General features: G+C 74.8%; 26 protein-coding genes. 15 read left to right on the top strand and 11 right to left on the bottom strand.

Annotation, left to right across the window (positions count from 1 at the left end; genetic code table 11):
- The first annotated feature begins 142 nt into the window (after positions 1 to 142).
- The 3 genes from AB0G11_RS45380 (at position 143) to AB0G11_RS45390 (ending at position 3,098) form a co-directional block, all read left to right on the top strand.
- Positions 143 to 1,702 (top strand): acyltransferase domain-containing protein, encoded by a 1,560-nt coding sequence (locus AB0G11_RS45380; protein ID WP_357593216.1) that lies wholly within the window; start codon positions 143 to 145, stop codon positions 1,700 to 1,702.
- Positions 1,699 to 2,319: a hypothetical protein gene (locus tag AB0G11_RS45385; RefSeq protein WP_219512424.1), complete on the top strand. Its 621-nt coding sequence runs from the start codon at positions 1,699 to 1,701 to the stop codon at positions 2,317 to 2,319. The genes AB0G11_RS45380 and AB0G11_RS45385 overlap by 4 nt, the downstream gene beginning before the upstream one ends.
- Positions 2,320 to 2,444: 125 nt before the next feature.
- Positions 2,445 to 3,098: a class I SAM-dependent methyltransferase gene (locus AB0G11_RS45390; RefSeq protein ID WP_357593218.1), complete on the top strand. Its 654-nt coding sequence runs from the start codon at positions 2,445 to 2,447 to the stop codon at positions 3,096 to 3,098.
- A 9-nt stretch (positions 3,099 to 3,107) separates the two neighbouring features.
- Here AB0G11_RS45390 and AB0G11_RS45395 read toward each other — a convergent pair whose 3' ends face one another.
- Both AB0G11_RS45395 and AB0G11_RS45400 read right to left on the bottom strand, forming a co-directional pair.
- Positions 3,108 to 4,325, bottom strand: a complete 1,218-nt coding sequence (locus tag AB0G11_RS45395; protein ID WP_357593220.1) for a Cmx/CmrA family chloramphenicol efflux MFS transporter — start codon at positions 4,323 to 4,325, stop codon at positions 3,108 to 3,110.
- A 52-nt stretch (positions 4,326 to 4,377) separates the two neighbouring features.
- Positions 4,378 to 4,950 carry a TetR/AcrR family transcriptional regulator gene (locus AB0G11_RS45400; protein WP_357593222.1) on the bottom strand — a complete coding sequence of 191 codons (573 nt, stop codon included), beginning with the start codon at positions 4,948 to 4,950 and terminating at the stop codon, positions 4,378 to 4,380.
- A 112-nt stretch (positions 4,951 to 5,062) separates the two neighbouring features.
- On the opposite strand from AB0G11_RS45400, the gene AB0G11_RS45405 reads away from it, so the two are divergent.
- Genes AB0G11_RS45405 through AB0G11_RS45425 form a run of 5 tightly spaced genes read left to right on the top strand, consistent with a single transcriptional unit; the run spans position 5,063 to position 9,351 of the window.
- Complete coding sequence (locus AB0G11_RS45405; RefSeq protein WP_357593224.1) at positions 5,063 to 5,965, top strand: ATP-binding cassette domain-containing protein; 903 nt, start codon at positions 5,063 to 5,065, stop codon at positions 5,963 to 5,965.
- A complete protein-coding gene (locus AB0G11_RS45410) occupies positions 5,962 to 6,768 on the top strand; it encodes an ABC transporter permease (protein ID WP_357593226.1) in 807 nt (268 codons plus the stop codon). Before AB0G11_RS45405 ends, AB0G11_RS45410 begins: the two co-directional genes overlap by 4 nt.
- An 11-nt stretch (positions 6,769 to 6,779) precedes the next feature.
- Positions 6,780 to 7,895 carry a histidine kinase gene (locus AB0G11_RS45415; RefSeq protein ID WP_357593228.1) on the top strand — a complete coding sequence of 372 codons (1,116 nt, stop codon included), beginning with the start codon at positions 6,780 to 6,782 and terminating at the stop codon, positions 7,893 to 7,895.
- Positions 7,886 to 8,530 (top strand): response regulator transcription factor, encoded by a 645-nt coding sequence (locus tag AB0G11_RS45420; protein ID WP_357593230.1) that lies wholly within the window; start codon positions 7,886 to 7,888, stop codon positions 8,528 to 8,530. The genes AB0G11_RS45415 and AB0G11_RS45420 overlap by 10 nt, the downstream gene beginning before the upstream one ends.
- Positions 8,531 to 8,544: 14 nt before the next feature.
- Positions 8,545 to 9,351, top strand: a complete 807-nt coding sequence (locus tag AB0G11_RS45425; protein WP_246646390.1) for a pentapeptide repeat-containing protein — start codon at positions 8,545 to 8,547, stop codon at positions 9,349 to 9,351.
- Here the strand turns inward: AB0G11_RS45425 and AB0G11_RS45430 are convergent.
- Together AB0G11_RS45430 and AB0G11_RS45435 are read right to left on the bottom strand one after the other, a co-directional pair.
- Positions 9,265 to 9,948 carry a TetR/AcrR family transcriptional regulator gene (locus tag AB0G11_RS45430; RefSeq protein WP_357593232.1) on the bottom strand — a complete coding sequence of 228 codons (684 nt, stop codon included), beginning with the start codon at positions 9,946 to 9,948 and terminating at the stop codon, positions 9,265 to 9,267. The two genes, AB0G11_RS45425 and AB0G11_RS45430, sit on opposite strands and share 87 nt — an antisense overlap.
- A gap of 57 nt (positions 9,949 to 10,005) precedes the next feature.
- The gene (locus AB0G11_RS45435; RefSeq protein ID WP_357593234.1) at positions 10,006 to 10,749 is read right to left on the bottom strand and encodes a helix-turn-helix domain-containing protein; all 744 of its coding nucleotides are present in this window, start codon (positions 10,747 to 10,749) and stop codon (positions 10,006 to 10,008) included.
- A gap of 63 nt (positions 10,750 to 10,812) precedes the next feature.
- Here AB0G11_RS45435 and AB0G11_RS45440 point away from each other — a divergent pair, with 63 nt between their 5' ends.
- Positions 10,813 to 11,397 carry a TIGR03086 family metal-binding protein gene (locus AB0G11_RS45440; RefSeq protein WP_219512350.1) on the top strand — a complete coding sequence of 195 codons (585 nt, stop codon included), beginning with the start codon at positions 10,813 to 10,815 and terminating at the stop codon, positions 11,395 to 11,397.
- 19 nt (positions 11,398 to 11,416) lie between these two features.
- On the opposite strand, the gene AB0G11_RS45445 is transcribed toward AB0G11_RS45440, so the two are convergent.
- From AB0G11_RS45445 to AB0G11_RS45455, 3 genes are read right to left on the bottom strand one after another with little or no spacing between them, the layout of a single operon-like run.
- On the bottom strand, positions 11,417 to 11,953 hold the full coding sequence (locus AB0G11_RS45445) for an NUDIX hydrolase family protein (RefSeq protein ID WP_357593236.1): 537 nt from the start codon (positions 11,951 to 11,953) through the stop codon (positions 11,417 to 11,419).
- On the bottom strand, positions 11,950 to 12,435 hold the full coding sequence (locus AB0G11_RS45450; protein ID WP_357593238.1) for a DUF5360 family protein: 486 nt from the start codon (positions 12,433 to 12,435) through the stop codon (positions 11,950 to 11,952). The genes AB0G11_RS45445 and AB0G11_RS45450 overlap by 4 nt, the downstream gene beginning before the upstream one ends.
- Positions 12,422 to 12,976, bottom strand: a complete 555-nt coding sequence (locus AB0G11_RS45455) for a TetR/AcrR family transcriptional regulator (protein WP_357593240.1) — start codon at positions 12,974 to 12,976, stop codon at positions 12,422 to 12,424. Before AB0G11_RS45455 ends, AB0G11_RS45450 begins: the two co-directional genes overlap by 14 nt.
- 114 nt (positions 12,977 to 13,090) lie before the next feature.
- Between AB0G11_RS45455 and AB0G11_RS45460 the strand changes: the two genes are divergently transcribed.
- Positions 13,091 to 14,383 (top strand): ArsB/NhaD family transporter, encoded by a 1,293-nt coding sequence (locus AB0G11_RS45460; RefSeq protein WP_357593242.1) that lies wholly within the window; start codon positions 13,091 to 13,093, stop codon positions 14,381 to 14,383.
- Here the strand turns inward: AB0G11_RS45460 and AB0G11_RS45465 are convergent.
- Positions 14,376 to 14,897, bottom strand: coding sequence for a GNAT family N-acetyltransferase (locus AB0G11_RS45465; RefSeq protein ID WP_308126091.1), 522 nt, complete (start codon positions 14,895 to 14,897; stop codon positions 14,376 to 14,378). The genes AB0G11_RS45460 and AB0G11_RS45465 overlap by 8 nt on opposite strands.
- A 10-nt stretch (positions 14,898 to 14,907) precedes the next feature.
- Positions 14,908 to 15,465 carry an XRE family transcriptional regulator gene (locus AB0G11_RS45470; RefSeq protein ID WP_219512285.1) on the bottom strand — a complete coding sequence of 186 codons (558 nt, stop codon included), beginning with the start codon at positions 15,463 to 15,465 and terminating at the stop codon, positions 14,908 to 14,910.
- Positions 15,466 to 15,547: 82 nt separating this feature from the next.
- On the opposite strand from AB0G11_RS45470, the gene AB0G11_RS45475 reads away from it, so the two are divergent.
- On the top strand, positions 15,548 to 16,063 hold the full coding sequence (locus AB0G11_RS45475) for a sigma-70 family RNA polymerase sigma factor (RefSeq protein WP_219512283.1): 516 nt from the start codon (positions 15,548 to 15,550) through the stop codon (positions 16,061 to 16,063).
- Positions 16,056 to 16,526, top strand: coding sequence for a hypothetical protein (locus AB0G11_RS45480; protein WP_357593244.1), 471 nt, complete (start codon positions 16,056 to 16,058; stop codon positions 16,524 to 16,526). The genes AB0G11_RS45475 and AB0G11_RS45480 overlap by 8 nt, the downstream gene beginning before the upstream one ends.
- Positions 16,527 to 16,869: 343 nt before the next feature.
- Here the strand turns inward: AB0G11_RS45480 and AB0G11_RS45485 are convergent, their stop codons facing one another.
- On the bottom strand, positions 16,870 to 18,279 hold the full coding sequence (locus AB0G11_RS45485; RefSeq protein WP_357593246.1) for an aminotransferase class V-fold PLP-dependent enzyme: 1,410 nt from the start codon (positions 18,277 to 18,279) through the stop codon (positions 16,870 to 16,872).
- On the bottom strand, positions 18,276 to 19,190 hold the full coding sequence (locus AB0G11_RS45490) for an AraC family transcriptional regulator (protein ID WP_357593248.1): 915 nt from the start codon (positions 19,188 to 19,190) through the stop codon (positions 18,276 to 18,278). Before AB0G11_RS45490 ends, AB0G11_RS45485 begins: the two co-directional genes overlap by 4 nt.
- A gap of 267 nt (positions 19,191 to 19,457) precedes the next feature.
- Here AB0G11_RS45490 and AB0G11_RS45495 point away from each other — a divergent pair, with 267 nt between their 5' ends.
- From AB0G11_RS45495 to AB0G11_RS45505, 3 genes are read left to right on the top strand one after another with little or no spacing between them, the layout of a single operon-like run.
- A complete protein-coding gene (locus AB0G11_RS45495; protein WP_219512265.1) occupies positions 19,458 to 20,492 on the top strand; it encodes a TOMM precursor leader peptide-binding protein in 1,035 nt (344 codons plus the stop codon).
- Positions 20,489 to 21,571: a hypothetical protein gene (locus AB0G11_RS45500; protein WP_219512264.1), complete on the top strand. Its 1,083-nt coding sequence runs from the start codon at positions 20,489 to 20,491 to the stop codon at positions 21,569 to 21,571. Before AB0G11_RS45495 ends, AB0G11_RS45500 begins: the two co-directional genes overlap by 4 nt.
- Before the next feature lie 37 nt (positions 21,572 to 21,608).
- Positions 21,609 to 22,784 carry an MFS transporter gene (locus AB0G11_RS45505; RefSeq protein ID WP_357593250.1) on the top strand — a complete coding sequence of 392 codons (1,176 nt, stop codon included), beginning with the start codon at positions 21,609 to 21,611 and terminating at the stop codon, positions 22,782 to 22,784.
- Positions 22,785 to 22,788: the final 4 nt, after the last annotated feature.

Raw genomic sequence — 22,788 nt, forward strand, 5'->3', positions numbered from 1 at the left:
TCGCAGTTGTCGAGCATCCACAGCCCCATCGCGACCAGGCTCACGGCGTGAACCGGCATCAGCACGTCGTCGTACCCCGACGGCTGCACGTCCTGACAAACGGCTCGGCGACGCGCTGGCCGACCGCGACCGCATCCACGGCGTGATCGCCGCCTGGGGACGGGTGCCCGAGGTGTACGAGCGCGCCCGGGTCGACCCGGACGACCTCGTGTACGTCGAAGCGCTCGGCGGCCCCGGCGACTGGCGGGACCTGGGGCACGGCCTCGGCGCCCGCCGTGAGACCCCGCTTCCCGTCCAGGCCCAGCTCAGACCCCTGGAGACCGCCTCGGGCGTGGCCGCGGTCCTGAAGGCGCTCCTCGTCCTTCGCCATCGCCGCATCCCCGCCCCGCCCGCTGCCGACCCCCGCACCCCGCGCACCGGGTCATCCTGCCTGTGCGCTGAGCCCTCCGGCCCTGGAACCGGACGGGCTGCCCTCCCGCCCGGGCCTGCCGCGTCCGCCGAGCCGGGGGTGGCAACCGCCTCCGGCCGGTGCGTCCCGTCCGCCGGGCTCCCCGATGCGCCGGTCTCGCCCGTCGGCGGGGAGCGTTCGCGCGGGGAGACACCCGAGTGCGTGGGCTGTTCGCGCGGGGAGGGGGCCGAGGGTGGGGCGGGGCTGGTGGCGTTGACGGGGGCGTTGCCGGCGGCGAAGGGGTTCGCGGGGGTGAACTGCGGCGACGCGCACGTCATCGTCGCGCCCGCGCCCGCCGACCTGGGCAGGCCCGTACGGCAGCGCGGCCCGCTCCCGGTGGTGGTGTCGGCGCGCTCGGAGGAGGCGCTGGCCGAGGCCGCGCGGCGCATGGCCGACCGGCTGGCGGAGGCGGCCCCGGAGGAGTTCTACGACCTGGCCTACACCGCGTGCGCCCGGCGGGGGCGGCACCCGTACCGGAAGGTGGTGCTGGCCGAAGGCCCTCGGGAGGCGGCCGAGGCGCTGGTGCGCGGCGGCAGGCGGGGGGCGGCGGACGGGCGGGTGGCGTTCGTGTACTGCGGCGACGGCGGGGAGTGGCCGGGCATGGGCGCCGACCTGCTCGCCGACCGGGCGTTCCGCAAGGCCGTGGGGCGGGTGGACGAGGCGCTGGCGCCGTACCCGGGAGGAGGGACGGTCGCCGGGCGGCTGGAGGCGGGGGAGCGCGGCGAGGGGCGAGCGCTGCTGTTCGCGGTCCAGGTGGGGGTGACGGAGATGCTGGCCGCGCGCGGCATCCGGGCGGTGGCGGCGGTCGGTCACGGCGTCGGCGAGCTCACCGCCGCCTGGGCGGCCGGCGACCTGCCGCTGGAGGAGGCGGCCCGGCGCGCCGCCGAGCCGCCGTCCCCGGCGGCGGGGCCGGAGGGGGCGAGCGGTGAGGGGCGGGGGTCCGCGCTGGCCGGGGTGGAGCTGCTCGCGCACATCGGGCCGCCGCCGATGCCCGTCACGCTCATCCGGCAGAGCGGGTCGCCGGCGATCGTCGCCACCATGGACCCGGGCCGCGACGGCGTCGAGGTCGTCGACCGGGCGGTGGACGAGCTGGTCGTCGCGGGGGCCGACACCGACTGGTCCGCCTACTTCACCCGGCCGGGCCGGGTCGTCACCCTGCCCGCCTACCCCTGGCAGCGCGATTGCGGCCTGCCGGCGCGCCGGATGCTACACAATGTATCCGGGCAAGCACTGTACGTCGGGGGAGTCTCGTGAAGATCACGCCGATCGCCGGAGCCGTCGCGTTGCTCGCCGGCCTCACCATCGTCCCCGCGGGGTCCACGGTCCGGCCCGCCGCGGCGACGGGAGCCGCGCGGCCGCACCCGGCCGTTCCGCGTGCCGGGGCGCTCGCTGCCCTCTCCCCGGACGTCGCAGGCGGTAAGGGGCGGGCCGCGGTGCTCGCCTGCGCGGTCGGGACGCCGCCCGGGAGCCCGATCGTGTTCACGCCGCCCGTGGGCCTGGTGCCCGGGAGAGTGGCGGCGCGGGGGGCGTTGTGGCTGAGCGGCTGCCGGGGGAAGCCGGGGCGGCTCAGGTCGGGGTGGGCGTCGCTGCGCGCCGAGGGGGAGGCGTCGTGCGCCGCCGCGCGCGGGATGCGCGGGCACGCCACCATCACCTGGTACGACGCGACGGGACGGCCGGTGGGCAGTTCCCGGCTGCGCATCCGCAACGACGAGCTGGGCGCGGCCGGTGCGCTGCTGACCGGGAGGGTCACCGGCGGGCCGCTGGACGGCAGGCGGGCCAGGGGCGGGATCGCACCGGAGGGCGGGGTGCTGGGGTGCGCGACGGGCGGGCTCGGCGCGATGCCGGGCACCGGGCGCATCGAGTTCGGCTGACCGAGCCGCGCCGCCGGGGTCCGCTCGCCGGCGGTGGAGATCATGCAGGATTGGGTGCAGTGACAGTGAACGCCGGGCGGGCCCCACGGCCCCCACGAGATGTCCCTGCGCGCGGAAGGGGCCGCATGGCACCCGTGAAGGAAATCACCGAGCTTCTGCACCGGACCTTCTTCAGGTCGCTCTCCCTGCTCTCCTCACGGGGGCAGGGCGCCGTACTACGTCGTTACTTCGACTGGTGGCATCGCCGCCCCGACCCGTGGCACATGGGCACCGACGCCTATGAGCAGGCCAAGTACGCCGCCACGCTCGCCCAGCTCCCCGATCTGCCCTACCGGCGGATCCTGGAGGTGGGGTGCAGCGAGGGGGTGTTCACCGAGCAGCTCGTCACCGCCTATCCGGAGGCGCACGTCACGGGCGTGGACATCTCCGAGCGGGCGCTGGCCCGGGCGGCGGAGCGGGTGGAGAAGGCGGCCGACAGGACGCTGCTGCTGCCGGCCGACATCCTCCGCTTCACCTCCGAGCACTGCTATGACCTGGTGTTCTGCTCGGAGACGCTCTACTACCTGGGCCGCCGCGACCGGCTGCGGCGGGCCAGCGCCCGGCTGACCGGGCTGCTGGCGCCGGGCGGCGTGCTGGTGCTGGTGCATCCGTGGCCGGAGGCGCGGCGGCTGCACCGGTTCGTCGAATCCGGGCGGGCGGTGTCGCGGCTGAGCGAGCTGGTGGAACGGGAGGCTCACCGGCCGTTCGCGGTGTCGGTCTACCAGGCCCCGCCCGGCTGATCGGGCCCCTCAGACGCCGCCCGGGCAGGCCGGGGCCGGGTTCCGGTGGGCGGCGGCAGTGCGGGGGCGGCGCTCGGCGGAGGCGGCCAGGGCGACGGCGCCCAGGGCCAGCAGGCCGAGCGCCGCGCCGATCCAGCCGAGCGGCGCGTACCCGTACCCGGCGGCGATCAGCAGCCCGCCCAGCCATGGGCCCACGGTGATGCCGACGTTGAACGCCGACACGTTGAACGAGGCCGCCAGCGTGGGCGCGTCGTGGGCGACGGCGAACACGCGGGTGTTCAGCGCCGGGTTGGTGGCGAAGCCGGACGCGCCCAGCAGGAACACCAGCGGCACCGCCAGCCACGTCACCCCGGCGCTCAGCGCCAGCGCCCCCGAGATGACGACCAGCGCGGCGAGGCCGGCGTACAGGAGGGTGAAGGGGCGGGCGTCGGCGACGCGCCCGCCGACGGTGATGCCGATCAGCGAGCCCGCGCCGTACAGCGCCAGCACCGCCGGCACCCACCCCGGGGCCAGCCCCGTCGTGTCGGTGAGCAGCGCGCTCAGGTAGCTGAAGGTGACGAGCAGCCCGGCGGTGGACAGTGCGGTGGTGCCGAGGGCGAGCCACAGCCGGGGGTTCGCCAGCGCGCCGAGCTCCCGCCGCAGCGACGTCTCCGTACGGGGAGCCGACGGGTGCGGGGCCGGGGCCCGGCCCGGCACGGTGGCCAGGACGCCGAGCGCGGCCAGCGCGGACATGCCCGCCACCACCCAGAACGCGGCCCGCCAGCCCAGGGCCTGCCCCACGAGCGTGCCCGCCGGGAGGCCCAGGGTGGTGGCCACGGTGAGGCCGCCCGCGACGATCCCCATCGCCCGGCCGCGCGCGGCGGGCCCGGCGAGGCCGATCGCGGTGACGGCGGCCACGGCCCAGAACCCGGCGTACACGAACGCGGCCACCACCCGCGTCACCAGCAACGTCGCGTAGTCGGGCGTCAGCGCGCCGACCACGTGCGCCACGGTGAACACCGCCATGAACGCCAGCAGGGCGGTCCGGCGCGGCCAGCGCAGCGTCACCACGGCCAGCACCGGCGCCCCCACCAGCATCCCGACGGCGAACGCCGAGATGAGCAGCCCGGCGTCGGGCACCGACACACCGAGCCCGGCGGCCGTCTCGGGCAGCAGCCCGGCCAGCATCAGCTCCGAGGTGCCCTGGGCGAAGATCGCCAGCCCCAGGACGTAGACAGCCAACGGCATCGAACACTCCATTTATTCGATCGACCAGTACAAAACTGAGGCACGAAAACGCTCAGAACGCGTCGAGCGCCGTGGCCGCGATCGCCTCCAGCGCCGCCCGGTCGCCGCCCGCCCGCGCCACCACGCGCATGCCGCTCACGACGGCCGCCACGAACCGTGCCAGCGCCGCCGGGTCCTTGCCCGGCCCCAGCTCGCCGCGCGCCCGCGCCAGCCCGATGGCCGCCCGCAGCGCCTCGAACCGCCGCTCCTGGTCGCGCCGCAGGATCTCGGCGATCTCCGGGTCGCGGGGCGCCAGTTCGACCATGCTGTTGACGACCAGGCAGCCCGGCGGCTCGCCCGGATCGCCCTCGGCCACCGACTGGAGCAGGACGCGCACCTTCTCCCGGATCGGCAGGTCGCGCTCCAGCAGCTCGAACAGCTTCGCGTCCTTCTGCTCCATGTAGTGGCCCAGCGCCCGGACGAACAGCTCCCGCTTGCCGTCGAAGGCGTTGTAGACGCTGCTGCGCCCCAGCCCGGTGGCCTCGCACAGGTCCCGCGTGGAGGTGGCCTCGTAGCCCGACTCCCAGAACGCGCGCATGGCGCCCTCCAGGGCCCGGTCCTCGTCGAACGTCCTCGGTCGTGCCATGCGCCGACCGTAACACGTTTTGGACCGACCAGTGCAATACGGGAATCCTCCATACGGGTCGGCGGATCGCCCCCATGGCCGCCGCCGCCCCGGCTGCCTACCGTGAGGCAGCGTGATCCGACTCGACCATCTCACCAAGAGGTACGGCGACCGCGCCGCCGTGGACGACCTGACGCTGGAGCTGAGACCCGGCGCCGTCACCGGCTTCCTCGGCCCGAACGGCGCCGGCAAGTCCACCACGATGCGCATGATCCTCGGCCTCGACGCCCCCAGCTCCGGCCGCGCGCTCATCGGCGGCAGGCCGTACCACGAGCTGGAACACCCGCTGCGCACGGTCGGCGCGCTGCTGGACGCCCGCGCCGTCCACCCCGGGCGCAGCGGGCGCGCCCACCTGCTGGCGATGGCGCGCGGCGCCGGCATCCCCAAGGCGCGCGTGGCGCGGGTGCTGGAGCTCGTCGGGCTCGGCGAGGCGGCCGGGAAGCGGGCGGGCGCGCTGTCGCTCGGCATGAGCCAGCGGCTCGGCATCGCGGGCGCGCTGCTGGGCGATCCGGAGGTGCTGATGTTCGACGAGCCCGTCAACGGGCTCGACCCCGACGGGGTGCGCTGGGTGCGCCGCCTGATGCGGTCGCTGGCGGCCGAGGGCCGCACGGTGTTCGTCTCCAGCCACCTGATGAGCGAGATGCAGCTCACCGCCGACCACCTGGTGGTGATCGGCAAGGGCCGGCTGATCGCCGACGCGCCGCTCGCCGAGGTGCTCGCCACCCCCTCCGTGCTCGTACGGTCCCCGCACGCCGGCGACCTCGCGGACCTGCTGACGGCACGGGGCGTGAGCGTGGAGCGGCGCGGCGAGAACGAGCTCGTCGCCACCGGCGCGACGCTGGAGCGGATTGGCGACCTGGCCCACGAGGCGGGCGTCCGGCTGCACGAGCTGAGCCCGCGCGAGGCGTCGCTGGAACAGGCATATCAGGAGCTGACCGCCACGAGCGTGGAGTACGGCGCGGGAGGAACGCGATGAGGAACGCACTGGGGAGTCCGCTGGGGCGGGCCGTCGCGGCCGAGTGGGTCAAGCTCTGGTCGGTCCGCTCGACCTGGCTCTGCCTGGCCTCGGCGGTGGCCGCGACCGTGCTCGGCGGGCTCACGCTCGGCGCGGCGCAGGCTACCGAGGCGCTGCGCGAGGGCGCCGCCGGGGCGCGCGTCGTAGTGACCGGCCCGATGATCTCGGCGACGGCGTTCGCCCAGTACGCGGTGATCACGCTGGCGATGCTCATGGTCACCTCCGAGTACGCCTCCGGGTCGATCAGGAGCACGCTGCAGGTGGTGCCGATCCGGGGCCGGATGCTGGCCGCCAAGGCGCTGGTGACCGCGCCGGTGCTGTTCACGGCCGGGATCGTGGCGGGCGGCGCCGGAGCGCTGGTCACGTACCTGGTGCTGTCGGTGGAGACGTTCGGCGGGGCGGCGGCCTTCCCGCCCGGGCAGGCGGCGGCCGACCTGCTGCGGCTCGGCGTGTTCTGCGCGCTGACCGGCGTGCTGACCGTCGGGGTGAGCGCGGCCGTGCGCGGCTCGGCGGGGGCGCTGACCGTGATGTTCATGCTGACGCTCGGCCTGCCGCTGCTGCTGGTCATGACCGGGAGCCAGGCGGCGGTGGACGCCTCGATGCGGCTGCCGACGTTCGCCGGGCTGGCGTTCATGGAGAGCACCGACAACCTGACCGGCGGCCCGATCCCGTACCCGGCGGGCGAGGGGCTGGCCTGGCTGGCGGGGTGGACGGCGCTGGCCCTGCTCGCCGGGCTGGTCGTGCTGCGCCGGCGCGACGCCTAGACTGCCCAGCCGTGATCGTACGAAGGCTCGCCGGGGTGCTGGCGGGAGCGGTGACCGGCGGCCTGGAGCTGGTCCTGCTCGTGCTGGCGTGGCCGCTCGCCCGCTGGTGGGCGCCCCGGCTCGTGGCGCTCGAACGGGCCAGGCTGCGGGTGCTGCTCGGCCACGACAGCGACCCCGGCACGGCGGGCGCCGGCTACCTGGCGCTGCGCGCGGCCGTGGGCGTGCTCGGCGGCTACGTCGCCACGTCGCTGATCTTCGTCGGCCTGCTCTTCCTCGGCGGCGCCTGCTGGGCGATGCTGACGGGCGAGTCGTCGCCCGTGGCGCTGGAGTTCCCCGGCATCCGGCTGACGACCGAGAGCTGGGCGATCGGCCTCACCTCCGGGATCTTCCTGCTGGCCGTGGGCACGCTGTGCTGCCAGGCCGTCATCGCGGCCGAGCGGCGGCTGGCCCGGCGCTTCCTCGGCCCGGGCCCGCAGGAGCGCATGCGCCGCCGCATCGCCGAGCTCACCGCCACCCGCTCCGGCATCGTGCGCGCCGTCGACGACGAGCGCCGCCGCATCGAACGCGACCTGCACGACGGCGTCCAGCAGCGCGGCGTGGCGCTGGCCATGCTCCTCGGCCGCGCCCGCCACGCCTTCGCCGGCACCCCGGGGCCCGCCGCCGACCTGGTCGCGCAGGCCTACACCGAGTCGCGGCACCTGCTGGACGAGCTGCGCAGCGTCGCCTGGCGCATCTACCCGACCGCGCTCGACGAGCTCGGCCTGCGGGCCGCGCTGGCCGGGGTCGCCGAACGCGCCGGGGTGCCCGTCACCGTCCACCACGGCCTGACCGGGCGGCTCGCCACCGAGGTGGAGACCGCGCTGTACTTCGTGGCCCGCGAGGCGATCACCAACGCGGTCAAGCACGCCGGCGCCCGTGACATCCTGGTCGTGCTGAGCGAGGACGAGCGGACGGTGCGCGTGGTGATCTCCGACGACGGCGCGGGCGGCGCCGACCCGGCCGGCGGCGGCCTGTCGGGCCTGGCCCGCCGCGTGCTCGCGCTCGACGGCGAGTTCGAGGTGGGCGACGCCCCCGGCGGCGGCACCCGGGTGCGCGCCACGCTGCCGAAGGAGCCGCCGTGCGGCTGATCCTGGCCGACGACGCCGTGCTGCTGCGCGAGGGCCTGGCGAGCCTGCTGCGCGACGCCGGCCACGAGGTCGTCGCCGCCGTCGGCGACGCCCCCGCCCTCATCGAGGCGGTGGCCGAGCACCGGCCCGACGTCGCCGTCGTCGACGTGCGGATGCCGCCCACCCACACCGACGACGGCCTGCGCGCCGCGCTGCGCATCCGCGAGAGCTGGCCCGCCGTCGGGGTGCTCGTGCTGTCGCAGTACGTCGACAAGACGTACGCCGCCACGCTGCTGGCCGGGACCGAGGGCGGGCTCGGCTACCTGCTGAAGGACCGGGTGTCGGAGGTTGCCGAGTTCCTGGAGTCGCTGGAGCGGGTGCGCGGCGGCGGCACCGTCATCGACCCCGAGGTGGTGCGCCAGCTCCTGGCCCGCACCACGCACGCCGACCCGCTGCGCACGCTCACCGAACGGGAGACGCAGGTGCTCGGCCACCTGGCGCAGGGCTACGCCAACGCGGCGATCGCCGCCGCGCTGCACATATCATTGAGCACGGTCGAGAAGCACATCAACGCCATCTTCGACAAGCTGGATCTGCCCGCCACCCCCACCTACAGCCGCAGGGTGCTCGCGATCCTGCGCTACCTGGACGGCTGACACGAGGGGGACCATTGCCGGGCACGCTTCGGGGCGACTGCGCCAACTGCTTCGGGCTGTGCTGCGTCGCCCTGCCGTTCGCCGCCTCGGCCGACTTCGCCGCCGACAAGCCCGCCGGCCAGCCGTGCGGCAACCTGCGGGACGACTTCGGGTGCGGCATCCACGAGCGGCTGCGCGAGTCGGGCTACCCGGGCTGCGTGGTCTACGACTGCTTCGGCGCCGGTCAGCAGGTCTCCCAGGTCACCTACGGCGGGCGCGACTGGCGGCGCGAGCCCGGCAGCGCGCGGGAGATGTTCGCGGTGTTCCCGGTCATGCGGCAGCTCCACGAGCTGCTCGCCTACCTCACCGAGGCGATCGCGCTGCCCGCCGCCCGGCCCGTCCGCGACGACCTGCGCCGCGCGCTCGGCGCGATCGAGCGCCTCACCCGGCTCGGCCCCGCCGAGCTCCTCGACCTCGACGTGGCCGCCCGGCGGGCCGAGGTCAGCGTGCTGCTGCTGCGCGCCAGCGAGCTCGCCAGGAAGGGCGCCGGGCGGCGCAAGGAGCACCGGGGCGCCGACCTGATCGGCGCCAACCTGAAGGGCGCCGACCTGCGCGGGGCCAACCTGCGCGGCGCCTACCTGATCGGGGCCGCGCTCAAGGGCGCCGACCTGCGCTCGGCCGACCTCATCGGCGCCGACCTGCGGGGCGCCGACCTCAGCGGGGCCGACCTGACCGGCGCGCTCTTCGTCACGCAGTCACAGCTCAACGCCGCCGCCGGCGACGCCGCCACCCGGCTCCCCGCCGGGCTCTCCCGCCCCGCCCACTGGACCGCCCGGAAGTGAGAACCCGGCCTGCGTGATCAGGGCGCGCAGGTAGGCGGTGATCTCGTCCGGGTCGAGCGGGCCGGGGGAGAGCAGCAGCTTGCAGATCACCGCGCCCTCCATCATGTCGGCGAGCACGTCGGGGTCGGCCGCCGGGCTGAGGTGGCCGTCGCGCTGGGCCCGCACCATGATCTCCCTGGCGCGCTCGCGGCGCGGCAGCACGTGATGCTTCCGGTACGCCTCCAGCAGCGCGGGATGGCCGGCCCCGGCCGCCAGCAGCCGCGCCGACAGGGCCCGGAACCTCGGCTCGGCCAGCATCTCGCCCCAGCGGGGGAGCAGCCGCTCGATCACCTCAGGCAGGCTGCCCTCGGTGTCGGCCACGTGGGGCAGGTCGGCGCGGGCCGTCTCGATGGCCTGGGCGAGCAGCTCCTCCTTGCTGCGCCATCTGCGGTAGACCGTCACCTTCGTCACACCGGCCCGGCGGGCGATCGCCTCGATGCTGGTCTGGTCGGCGCCGCGCTCGGCCAGCAGGTCGACGGCGGCGCGCAGGATGGCGGCGTCGGCCCCCGGGTCGCGGGGGCGCCCGCGGCCGTCGCGGCGCGGCTCGGTCGTGGTCATCGCCCGCACCGTAGCGCATCGGTGACCCGGCGCCGCAATCGAGCCTGCCGCGCCACGCTAGAACCGCCGGGCGTACCAGGCAGGGGTCTCGCCGAACAGCTTGCGGAAGTCCCGCGTGAAGTGCGCCTGGTCGGCGTAGCCCAGGTCGGCGGCCAGCGCGGCCCAGTCGGGCGGCGTGCCCGCCGCCATGCGGCCGGTCGCCTCGCGCAGGCGGTAGCGGCGGATGACGCGCTTGGGCCCGAGGCCGACGTGCTCGGCGAACAGCCGCTGCAGCTCGCGCACGCTCAGCCCGGTCTCCCGCGCCAGCGCGTCCACACGGCTGATCGCCGGCGTGGCGGCGATCAGCGCGACGACCTCCGCCGCCCGGGCCGCCCTCGGGTCCGGCTCGGGCAGGTGCGCCCGCAGGAACTCCTCGACCGGCTCCACGTCGACCGGGTCCGGCAGCGGGCCCGGGAACACCTCGGCGGCGTCGAAGCGCCGGTCGGCGATCGTGGACACCGGCGCGCCCAGGAACGGCCGGAACGCTCCAGGCCGGAACGCCACCCCGAACACCCCGCCCCGGCCCTCCAGCACCCGCACCTGGTGCCCGCTCACCGGCCCCTGGAGCGTGGCGGCCCCGTCCTGGAACGTCAGGTGCACGCTCGGGTACGGCACGATCAGCTGCCGGTACGGCTCGGCGTAGTCCCAGGTGGCGACCCAGTAGCGCTCGACGTACGGGGCCAGGTCGGGCGAGGGGGAGGGGAAGGCGTGGCGCTGGTGCCGCGCCCAGGCCCCGTCGAGCTCGCGTGCGTCCCTGGCCATGCCGACGAGCTTATGTCGTGTTTGTTCAATACGGCGGGGCGGTGTCATGGTTGGGTGTACCCCATGTCTGACCTGCATTTCATCGCCCAGGCGGCCGCCGGCGTGCCGGAGATCGTCCGCCGGGTCGAGCCCGGCGATCTCGGCGCGCCGACGCCGTGCGCCGAGTACGACGTCCGCAAGCTGATCAACCACCTGCTGTTCTGGGGGCCGTCGCTGGAGGGGGCGGCGCGCAAGGAGAGCGTCCCGCCGCCCGCCGCGTCGGAGGACGACGTGGACCTGACCGGAGGGGACTGGTCGGCCGAGCTCCAGGCGCAGACCACGCGGCTGGTGGCGGCCTGGAGCGAGCCGGCCGCCTGGGAGGGGACGACGTACATGGGCGGCGCGACGGAGTTGCCCGCCGCGATGGTCGGCGGCATGGTCGCGGGCGAGCTCGTCGTGCACGGCTGGGATCTGGCCCGCGCCACCGATCAGCACCCGCGGTGGGACGACGACCTGCTCGAACGCCTGGCCGCACAGGTGGCGGCCACCGCCGAGCAGGGCCGCGCCATGGGCGTCTACGGCCCGGAGGTGCCGGTGCCGGCCGACGCCCCGCCGCTCGACCGCGTCCTCGGGCTCACCGGCCGCGACCCGTCGTGGAAGCCGGCCTGACCGGTGAGCGCCCGGGCCGTCAGGACAGGCGGCCCACGTAGGCGAGCGCCTGCTTGAGCAGGGTGCCCTGGCCGCCCGTCATCTCCTGCTGCACCATCGGCGAGGCGGCCTCCTCCGGCGTGAACCACACCAGGTCCAGCGCGTCCTGCCGGGGCCGGCAGTCGCCGCGCACCGGCACGATGTAGGCCATCGAGACGGCGTGCTGGCGCGGGTCGTGGTAGGGCGTGACGCCCGGCGTCGGGAAGTATTCGGCCACGGTGAACGGCTGCGGCGAGACGGGCAGGCTCGGCAGCGCCACCGGGCCCAGGTCCTTCTCCAGGTGGCGCAGCAGCGCGTCGCGGATCCGCTCGTGATACAGGACGCGGCCGGAGACCAGGGCCCGGCTCACCGTCCCGTCGGGCGCGATGCGCAGCAGGAGGCCGACGCGGGTCACGGAGCCGGTCTCGTCGACCCGCACCGGCACCGCGTCGACGTAGAGGATCGGCATGCGCCCTCGGACCGACTCCAGCTCCTCGGGAGCGAGCCAACCGGGCATGGTCTCGGTTATTTCGGTCACTCGTTGATCGTACTTGCCGCCGGACCGTGAACCTCGCAGGGGCGGCCGTCCCGTACGGGATCTACATTGTAAAGGCGCCCGGCCCGGACGAGCGCCACGACGGCCGGGACCGGGAACAGCAGCAGGTAGAGGTTGGGCGCCCACCAGGCGGGCGAGAAGTCGCCGCGCAGCGTCCAGAACGCGATGGCCATCAGCCCCGAGGCCATCGTCAGCACGAGCGAGACCAGCATGAGCGGCGGCCCGCCGGGGTCGCGGCGGCGCAGCAGCCACAGGCTCGTCAGGCCGGTGGCGCTGGCGAGCAGGTCGATCCAGAGGAAGGACCAGTTCCAGGCGGCCATGATCGGGTTGGCGTAGTCGGCGAACGCCCACTCCGGCGGGATGAGCCCGAGGCCGGTGACGAGAAAGTAGACGACGAACCCGACGTCGGTGACGAGCATGAGGATCTTCGTCACGCGGATGCGGGGCAGGTCAGTCGCAGGCACGGTCGATCAGCTCCATGAGGTGGGCCCGGGTGCGCTCGTGCAGGCCGGGGCCGGGTTCGGAGAGGCCGAAGAGGCGGGCGGCCCACCAGCCGTCGACGGCCAGGCGCACGGCGGTGGCGGCGGCGGGGTCGATGCCGCCGCCGGTGAGGCGGGCCTGCCAGGCGGCGTAGCGCTCGCGCAGCGGGGCGAGGCCGGCGGGGTCGACGAGCACGGCGGCGAGCAGCGCGGCAGTGACGCGGTCGGCCGGGGCGGCGGCGGGGCCGGTGGTGTGGCGGGCCGGGATGGTCGCGTCGACGTAGGCGCGCAGGATGTCGCGGGGGTGGTCGCCGGCGTCGGCCAGGGCCTGGTCGAAGGCGTCGGTGAGGCGTCCGACCAGGCCGGCGACGAGGGCCTGCTTGGTGGGGAAGTGGTAGAAGAGGCCGCCCTTGGAGACGCCGGCGCGCTGGGCGACCGCTTCGAGGGTGAGGGACTCGGCCCCCTGGGCGAGGAGCACGTCGGCCGCCGCGTCGAGCAGCCGTTCGCGTGAGCTGGGTCGTGGCACGCACGTAACTATACCGGTCAGCCGGTACAGTTACGCACGCCCTCGAGGGCGCCCCGGTAGTGCTTTGGTACGTTCGAGCACGTCGTTGACCCTGGGACGAAGGGTGTGCGCTGGGTGGGCGTGCTGGCGTGGGTGAGTGTGGCGGTGTTCCTTGTCGCGTACGCGTTGATCGCGTCGGAGAAGGTGCATCGGGTGGCGGCGGCGCTGGGTGGGGCGGGGATCATGTTGTTGATCCATGCCACGGGTGCGGAGGCGGCGTTCTTTTCGGAGCATTCCGGGATCGACTGGAATGTGATTTTTCTGCTGCTGGGCATGATGATCATTGTGGGGGTGCTGAAGGAGACGGGGGTTTTCGAGTATCTGGCGATCTGGGCGGCCAAGCGGGCGCGGGGGCGGCCGTTTCGGTTGATGGTGTTGCTGGTGTTGATCACGGCGCTGGCGTCGGCGTTGCTGGACAATGTGACGACGGTGTTGCTGATCGCGCCGGTGACGTTCTTGGTGTGTGAGCGGCTGGCGGTTTCTGCGGTGCCGTTTTTGATCGCGGAGGCGATGGCGTCCAACATCGGTGGTGCGGCGACGTTGGTGGGTGATCCGCCGAACATCATCATCGCCAGCCGGGGCGGGTTGAGTTTCAACGACTTCCTGGTCCACATGGCGCCGATGGTGGTCGTGTTGATGGTGGTGTTCGTCGGCCTGTGCTGGCTGATGTTCGGGCGGACGTTCCGTCATGATCCGGAGCGGGCGGCGGCGGTGATGGCGTTGGACGAGAACGAGGCGATCGGTGACCGGCGGCTGCTGTGGCAGTCGCTCACCGTGCTCGCGATCGTGGTCGCCGCCTTCGTCCTGCATCCGGTGCTGCACTACGAGCCGTCGGTGGTGGCCCTGCTGGGCGCGGGAATCCTGGTCGCCGCCACCAAGATCACGACTGAGCAGGCCATCGCCGAGGTGGAATGGCCCACGCTGGTGTTCTTCGCCGGGCTGTTCGTCATGGTGGGGGCCCTGGTCGAGACCGGGGTGATCGGGCAGCTCTCGGAGGCTGCGGTCGCGGCGACCGGCGGGGAGGTGGCCGCGGCCACGATGGGGCTGCTCGGCGGCTCGGCCGTGCTCTCGGCCATCGTGGACAACATCCCGTACGTGGCGACGATGGCGCCGATCGTCGAGCGGCTGGTCGAGGCCACCGGCGGCGACGGGCCCGGCCAGGTGCTGTGGTGGGCGCTGGCCTTCGGCGCCGACCTCGGCGGCAACGCCACCGCCGTCGGCGCGGCGGCCAACGTCGTCGTCCTCGGCATCGCCGCCCGCAACGGCTCGCCGATCAGCTTCTGGCAGTTCACCAAGTACGGGCTGATCGTCACGCCGGTGACGGTCGCGCTGGTCGCGCCGTACCTGTGGCTGCGCTACCTCATGTGAGGCGCTTGTAGAAGAAGCCGCAGTCCTGGAGGGAGCCGTCCGGGTCGGCGGCGTAGCCGGGGACCACGCCGTAACGGGTCCAGCCCTCCGACAGGTAGAGGCTCTCGGCGGCGCTGCCGCTGCGCGTGTCGAGGAGCAGGAGCGTGATCCCGGCGGCGTGGGCGGCCTGTTCGAGAGCGGCCAGCAGGGCGCGGGCCAGGCCCCGGCCCCGGGCGTCGCGGTGCACGAGGAGCTTGACGACCTCGGCGCGGTGCCGGGCGTTGGCCTTGCCCGGCAGGGACAGCCCGGCGGTGGCGACGATGCCGCCGGCGTCGTCACGGGCCGTCCACACGAGCAGGGCGCCCGCGGCGACCGCGGCCTCCTGCTCGTGCCACCACCGGGCCGCCGCCTGCCGGTCGAACGGCGCGACGAACCCGAGCGAGGCCCCGTCGTCGACCGCGTCGGCCAGCACTTCGGCCAGCTCCTTGACCGCGCCGGCGTACGTGGCGGGGGTCAGGCGTTCGATGGCGGGCACGGCGGCTCCTTCACGGCAGGACGACGAGCAGGGCGTAGCGGACGGGGGCGGGGCCGGGGCAGTGGAAGCGGGAGCGGCCCCAGAGGCGGAAGCGCAGGCAGTCGCCCGCCTCCAGCCGGTGCGTCCGCCCGCCGGCGGTGATCTCCACGACCCCTTCCAGGACCCAGATGTGCTGCTCCAGGCCGGGCACGGGCGGGGCGTCGTAGGCCAGGTCGGCGCCGGGGCGCAGGGCGCCTTCGACGACCTCGCCGCGCAGGCCGGGATGCGGCGGCGACACCGACCTGCGGGTGAACCCGGACGCCTCGTCGCGCCACACCGGCTGCGCGGCGGCCCGTACGAGCTGGGGCGGCTCCGCCTCCACCTCGGCGAGCAGGCGGGACATCGTCCGGCCGTAGACCGCGCAGAGCTTGCCGAGCAGGGTGGCCGTCGGGCTGATCTCCGCGCGTTCGAGGCGGGACAGGGTCGAGCGGCTGATCCCGGCGCGGGCGGCCAGCTCCTCCAGCGACCAGCCGCGCTCGGCCCGCAGCTCGGCCAGCCGCTCGGCGAGTCTCTCCGCCAGGTCTCCCATATGCGAGACGATATCCCATATGTGGGAATCGTGAACCGGGGGGTCGTCCGGGCCGACTGAGCCGGTTGACGAGAGGGGCGACATGACGGACGAGCTGCTGGTGGTGCGCGCCCAGCTCGGCGAGCGCGCGGCGCTGGCCGAACTGGTACGCCGCTGGCATCCGCGCGTGTGGACGTACACGCGGCGCATGCTGGACGCCGGGCGGGCCGACGACGTGACCCAGGAGATCTGGCTCGCGGTGGTGCGCGGGCTGCCCCGGCTGCGCGAACCCGGACGGTTCACGCCGTGGCTGTTCACCGTCGCCCGGCGGGCCGTCGCCGACCGGCTGCGCGAGGAGTACGGGCGCGCCGAGGAGCCCGCCGCCGCCGAACCCGCCGCCGGCGACCCCGTCGAGGCGATGGTGGACCGCGCCTCGCTCGTCGCCGGGCTGGCCGCGCTGCCCGTGGCCGAACGGGAGGTGCTCGTCCTGTTCTACCTGGAGGAGCTGACCGTGGAGGAATGCGCGCAGGTGTGCGGGATTCCGCCCGGCACCGTCAAGTCCCGGCTGAACCGGGCCCGCCGCCTGCTGGCGCGACGACTGAGGGAGAGTCATGGATGAGGAGCCGCGCCCGACGGCGCAGGAGATGATCGACCGGCTGGCCGGGCCGCTGTCGCCGTGGAGCCGCGTCCGCGCCGTGGTGGCGCTGGTGGCGGGGCTGGCGGGGGCGGCGTTCGTGGGGGCGCTGTGGTCGAGCGAGGAGGCGCTGCCGGGGCGCACCCACCTGGCCTTCGCCCTGTTCCAGGCGTTCTGCCTGGCCTGGGCGGCCTACGGGGGGTGGCTGGTCACCCGGCGGGTCCCGCTCTTCGCCACTGACCGGGTCATCGCCGCCTGGCTCGCCGTCGTCGCCTCCGCCGCCACGACCGCCCTGGTCGCCGCCTTCACCACCCCGCCGCTGCCCGCCCTGGCCGTGGGCGGCGCCTTCCTCGCCGCCGCCCTCCTCCTCGCCGTACGCGCCCACACCCGCCGCGCCGCCCTTCTCCGGCGCAAGCACCTGCTGGAACGCCGCCCCGCCCCCGACTGAACCCCGGGGGAACCCGCCCCTTCCCGACGGCCTGGAGGGAAGCTCGCGCTCCCACAAGGTCCCCTGAACGGGGGCCGCCCCCCTGGAGAGGGCGCCCGCCCGGAAGCTGCCCGCCCGGACCGAGCGTCCCCGGAAGGGGCGTCCCCCGGCCCGGGCATCCTCGCGCCCGGAGTTTCCCCACGCGCGACGTCCCCCCGAGGGGCGTCCGCCTGGCCGCGGCGTCCGCCCGGATGTGGCGCTCACCCGGACAGGGGCGTCCCTCCGAACCGGGGTTCACCTGCGGGTGGGCGTCCGTGGGCGTGCGGGTGGAGTGGCCGCTGGGGCTCCGGTCCCGGGGGTGGGGTCAGGGGGTGGGGGTGAGGTGGTCGAGGGTGGTGCGGATGGTGTCGAGGGCCAGGCGGACGTGGGACGGCCGGGTGCGGACGCTGAGGACGCACAGCCGCAGGTAGAAGCGCCCGCCCAGGGTGGTGCTCGACAGGTAGACGCGGCGGGTGGCGTTGATCCTGGCGAGCAGTTCGCGGCCCGCCTCGTCGCCGCCGCGCGGCCGGAAGACGACGACGGTGAGGTCCGGTTCCCAGGGGACGTCGAGGCGCGGGTCGGCGGCGAGTTCGCGGTGGACGAGGGCGGCCTGGTCGAGTTTCTCGTCCAGGGCTTCCTCGAAGGCCCGCACCCCGTGCAGGTGCAGCGGCAGCCACAGGCGCAGGCCGCGGAACTCGCGGGTCAGTTCGACGCCGAGGTGGCCGAAGTCGGGCAGGTCGCCGATCTGGCCGATGTCCTGGAGGTACTGGCCGTCGGCGGCGTGGGCGGCGTGCAGCAGGGCGGGGTCGCGGACGAGGAGCACGCCCGTCCCGTACGGCAGGAACAGGCTCTTGTGCGGGTCGAAGGCGATGGAGTCGGCCTCGCCGATCCCGGTGAGCGTGGCGCGGCCTCGGCGGGTGAGCTGGAAGCCGCCTCCGTAGGCGGCGTCGACGTGGAACCACAGGTCGTGGGCGCGGGCGAGGCGGGCCAGTTCGGGGAGCGGGTCGACGGTGCCGGTGCTGGTGGTGCCGGCGGTGCCCGCCAGGAGGAAGGGGCGCAGCCCGGCGGCGCGGTCGGCTTCGATCATGCGGGCGGCGGCGGCCACGTCCATGCGCAGGTCGGGGGTGGAGGGCACGACGCGGACGCCGCGGCCGGGCAGGCCGGCGATGCGGGCGGCCTTGGCGATGCTGAGGTGGGTGTGCTCGGTGACGTACAGGGTGCCGTCGCGGGCGTCCTCGCCGAGCCGGGCGTGGCGGGCGGCGACGAGGGCGGACAGGTTGGCCGGTGAGGCGCCGGTGGTGACGAGGCCGCCGGAGCCGGGCGGGAGGCCGAAGCGGGCGGCCAGCCAGGTGAGGACGCCGTGTTCCATGGCGACGAGCGCGGGCGCGGTCTGGGCGACGCCGGTGAAGCGGTTGGCGGCCTGGGCGAGCATCTCGGCGAGCACGGAGGAGACGAGGCCGCCGGCGGGGAAGTAGGCGAGGTAGCCGGGGCCGGCGGTGTTGACGCCCTGGCCGGCTGCCTGGCGGAAGGTGTCCAGGAGGTCGCCGAGGTGTCCGGGGTCGTCGCCGGGCGGGCGGCGCAGCAGGGCGGTCAGGCGGGCGGTGTCGCGGTAGTCGCTGGCGGGGGAGGCGGGCAGTTCGGAGAGCCAATCGGTCAGGAACGCGGTCGCCTCGCGGGTCAGGTCGTGGAGGGCGTCGCCGGTGGGGTCGAGGGGCACGATGGGGTGATGCGTCATCCGGACACGGTAGGAAGGCCCGGCGTGTGGGGGATTGGATGTTCTTGCACCGCTCGCTGGTAGGCGCCGGGGGTGGTGCCGACGATGCGGCGGAAGTGGCGTGACAGGTGCGACTGGTCGCAGAACCCGGCGGCCTGGGCCGCCTCGGCGGGGGGCGTGCCGCGTGCCAGGAGTTCGCGGGCGCGGCGTACGCGGAGCTGGGTGAGGTAGGCGTGCGGCGGCAGGCCGTAGGCGCGGCGGAAGGTCCGCACGAGCGCGAACGGCGTGGTCCCGACGGCCTCGGCGAGCTCCCGCAGGCCGGGCGGGCGGGCGTGAAAGTTCCACGCCGCCGGGGCGGCGGCGGGGGTCTCCGGGGAGAGGCAGGCGTGCAGGAGGTCGCGGGCGCGGGCGGCGGCGGTGGGCCCGGCGGCGGTGCGGGAGAGGGCGCGGGACAGGGTGCGGGCGGCGGCGCGGGGCCGGGCCTGGGTGGCGACGAGGCGGGCCAGCAGCAGGTGGAGGGCGGTGTCGGCGGTGAGCGGGTCCTCGGTCTCGGCGGCGCGGTGCGCGGCGACGACGAGCGCGGCGAGGCGGGCGTCGGTGACCACCGGCCGGGCGAAGGACGGGGCGTCGCGGCCGGTGAGCGCGGTGAGCTGGGCGGGCGTGGGGTAGAGGACGCGGTACGTCCAGCCGCCGGGGGTGTGGGCGTGGCCGGTGTGGACGACGCCGGGGTCGATGAGCACGACCTCGTGGACGCCGGCGTGGGCCAGGCCGCCCGGCAGGTGGATGGCCTCGGCGCCGGACTCGACGGCGCCGATGGCGTAGGTGTCGTGGCTGTGGCGGCTGAAGCGGTGGCCGACGTAGCGGGCGCGCATGAGGTCGAGCCCGCCCATTCCTGGATGGCGCCAGTAGCGCACCTTCTCCCCGGCGCTCATGGTTGAGGATTCTCTCACTGGAATAGCGGCTTTTGTCAAACAAGGAAAAAATGTCGTTGGGTCTATCGCAATCGCCCCTTTTTTTCTTACGATCGCATCGGCCAATCACGATCGACGAAGGGATCGCCGATGACGATCGAGATCAAGAAGGTCGAAGAAGTGGAGACGACAGGCAACAGCAACAGTTGCTGACCGTCGGCGGGGCCTTCGTCGCGGGAGGAGGCCCCGCACCTCAGCGTTCCGGGAGCGGCATTGGCAAGGGTTCAGGTGAATCCGGCTTTTCCACTTTTTGTTGATGACGTCAATAATAAAGTCAGACTGGGGGACTTTCCGCCCACCGGGCAGATCCTGGATCCCGCACCGGAGCCGCTGCGCCGGCTCATCCGGCTGTGCGCGCGCGAGCCGGTGGCGCGCGGCGAGTTGCACGCGCTCATTCCCGAGGTGGCGCCCCGGGAGATCGACGCGGCGGTCGACCGGCTGCTGGAGGCGCGGGTGCTGGTGACCGAGGCCGACCTCGGCGCGCTGGCGGCCGACGACCGGCTGGGGCGGTTCGGGCTGTTCCTGGCGATGTTCCATCCGGCGGGGCGGGCCGCCGCCGCACTCGGCGACCTGGCGCGGGCGCACGTGGCGGTGCTCGGCGCCGGGGCGATCGGCGCGGGCGTCGCCCTGCACCTGGCGACCTCGGGCGTGGGCAGGCTGACGCTGCTCGACGACGACCGGGTGGAGCTCGGCAACCTGCACCGTCAGCACCTCTACACGATGGACGACCTGGGCGCGGCCAAGACCGACGCCGCCGCCCGCGCGCTGCGCCGCCGCAGCCCAGAGGTGGAGATCACCCAGGTCACGCGGCGCATCACCGGCCCGCGCGACGTGCCCACGGACGCCGACCTGGTCGTCAACACCGTCGACACCCCGCAGCCGCACATCCGCCGCTGGGTCAACGAAGCCTGCGTCGAGGCGGGCGTGCCCTTCGTGACCGGCGGCTTCAACCAGCACACCGGGCTGGCCGGTCCGCTCGTCGTCCCCGGCGAGACCGGCTGCCTGACCTGCCAGGAACGCGCCCTGGCCGCCCGCTACGGCACCGCCGAGCTGCCCGTCAGCGACAACGAGGGCCGGGCCGCGCCGTCGTTCGGGCCGCTGTGCGCGATCGTGGCCGGGATGCTCGCCTCGGAGGTGATCCGCCACCTGACCGGCACCGGCCCGCCCGCGCTGCGCGGCCGGGCGGTGTGGCTGGACCTGCTGACGCTGGAGACGACCACGAGGGCGTACGGGCGCGACGCCGGGTGCGGGGTCTGCGGGTGAGGACGGACCTGTCGTTCCTCAGCGTCGTCGCCGACGGGCCGGACGACTACGTGGTCGGCAACGGCGAGACGTTCGTGCACGTCCCGGAGGTGGCGGCGGCCGTGGTCGCGGCGCTCGACGGCACCAGGACGGCCGCCGAGGCGCGCGCCCGGGTGCTGGCCGAGCGGGGCGTCGACGTGGACGTGGAGGCGTTCGTCAGCGGCCTGGACGGCGCCGGGCTGCTGAGCCCGCCGCGCCGCCCGCCCAACGTGTGGGACCGGATCAGGCCGGGGCACGTGGCGTGGCTGTTCTCCCGCCCGGCCGACGCCGCGCTGCTGCTGCTGACCGGCTGCGCGATCGCCGCCGCGCTCACCCGGCCGGGCGTGCTGCCGGACCCGGCGACGCTGGTGTGGGCCGACAGCCTCGCGTTCACGCTGGCGTTCGCGGCCGGGTCGTGGCTGCTCGTGCTGGTGCACGAGCTGGGCCACATCGCCGCCGCCCGGTCGCTGGGCGTGCGGGCGGAGCTGTCGCTGGGCACCCGGATGCAGTTCCTGGTCGTGCAGACGCGGATCACCGGCGTGTGGGCGGTGCCCCGCCGGGCCCGCTACCGGGCCTACCTGGCGGGGATGCGGGTCGACTGGCTGCTGGCGTGCGCCTGCGCGTGCGTGCTGGCCGTGACGGACGCGCCGGTGGCGCGGCTGGTCATGGTGATCTGCCTGGCGCAGATCGCCTGGCAGTTCCTGTTCTTCATGCGCACCGACGTCTACTACGCCGTCGCCAACGCCACCGGGGAGAAGAACCTGATGGCCGACGCGCGGGCCTACCTGCGACGGCGGGGCGGCGATGCGCGGCGCGGCGTGCGGGTGTACGCGTGGTTCCTGGTGGCCGGGCGGGTGCTCGGGCTGGCCTTCTTCGCCTGCTACACGGTGCCCGTCACGGTGGCGATCTGCCGCCGGTCGCTGGAGGAGCTCGCCGGGCCGGGCGGCTGGCGGCCGGTCGCCACGCTGGCCGTGGTGACGGCCGGCTGGCTGCTCTACCTGGGCGTTCTCCTCAGGCGTCTCATCCGCACCAGGTCTACCGCGACGAATTCGGGGGAGTAACGCCAGGTAAGTCCCTTGTGGAGCCTGGAGGTCGTCCATGCCCGGCACGTCCACGACGAGCCGCGTCGCCATGCTGGTGCTCGCGACGGTCGCGTTCGCGGTCAACTTCTGGGCGTGGGGACTGCTGAGCCCGCTCGGCGGGGTCTACGAGAAGCAGCTCCGGCTGACCGCGTTCGAGGTGTCGGTGCTGGTCGCGGTGCCCGTCATCGTCGGCTCGCTGGGCCGGATCGTGCTCGGCGCGCTGACCGACCGCTACGGCGGCAGGCTCGTGTTCGGCGTCACCACGCTGCTCGGCATCGTCCCGGTGGTGTTCCTGGCGTACGCGGCCAGCTATCCCGCGCTGCTCGCCGGCGGGTTCGTGCTGGGGCTGACCGGGGCGACGTTCGCGGTCGGAGTGCCGTTCGTCAACGCCTGGTTCCCGCCCGAGCGGCGCGGCCTGGCGCTGGGCGTGTTCGGCGCGGGCAACATCGGCACCGCGATCTCCGGGTTCGCCACGCCGTGGCTGGCGCAGCGCTTCGGCCAGCAGGCGCCGTTCTGGACCGTCGCGGTCGCGCTCGCCGTCATCGGCGTGGTCATGCTGGTGTTCGGGCGGGACGCGCCGGGCGCCGAGCCCGCGACCGAGCCGTTCGGCCGCCGCTTCCTGGCCGCCGCCCGGCTGCGCACCACGCGGGAGCTGGCCGGGATGTACGCGCTGACGTTCGGCGGCTTTGTCGCGTTCGGCGTCTATCTGCCGCTGTACCTGAGGAGCGTCTACCACCTGGAGGTCGCCGACGCCGCCGCGCGCAGCGCCGGGTTCGTCGTGCTGTCGACGGTGGCCAGGCCCGTCGGCGGCTGGCTGGCCGACCGGCTGGGCGGCGAGCGGGTGCTCGGCTGGGCGCTGGCCGTGGTGGCGGTGTGCGCGGTCGCGGTGTCGTTCGCGCCGGCCATGCCCCTGGCCACCGTGGGCTTCCTGGTGATGGCGGCGGCGCTCGGCCTCGGCAACGGCGCGGTGTTCGCCGTGCTCGGCCGGGCGGTGCCCGGCGCGATGGTGGGCAGCGCCACCGGCGTCGTCGGCGCCGCCGGCGGCCTGGGCGGCTTCCTGCCGCCGATCGTGATGGGCCTGATCTACCAGGCCACCGGCTCGTACGCGATCGGGCTGATGCTGCTGGCGGCGGTGGCGTGCGGCGCGTTCGTCTACTGCTGGTTCGTCCTGCGCCCCCGGGCGCGTGCCTGACGGA

This window comes from Nonomuraea sp. NPDC023979, assembly GCF_040639085.1.
Lineage (GTDB): Bacteria > Actinomycetota > Actinomycetes > Streptosporangiales > Streptosporangiaceae > Nonomuraea > Nonomuraea ceibae.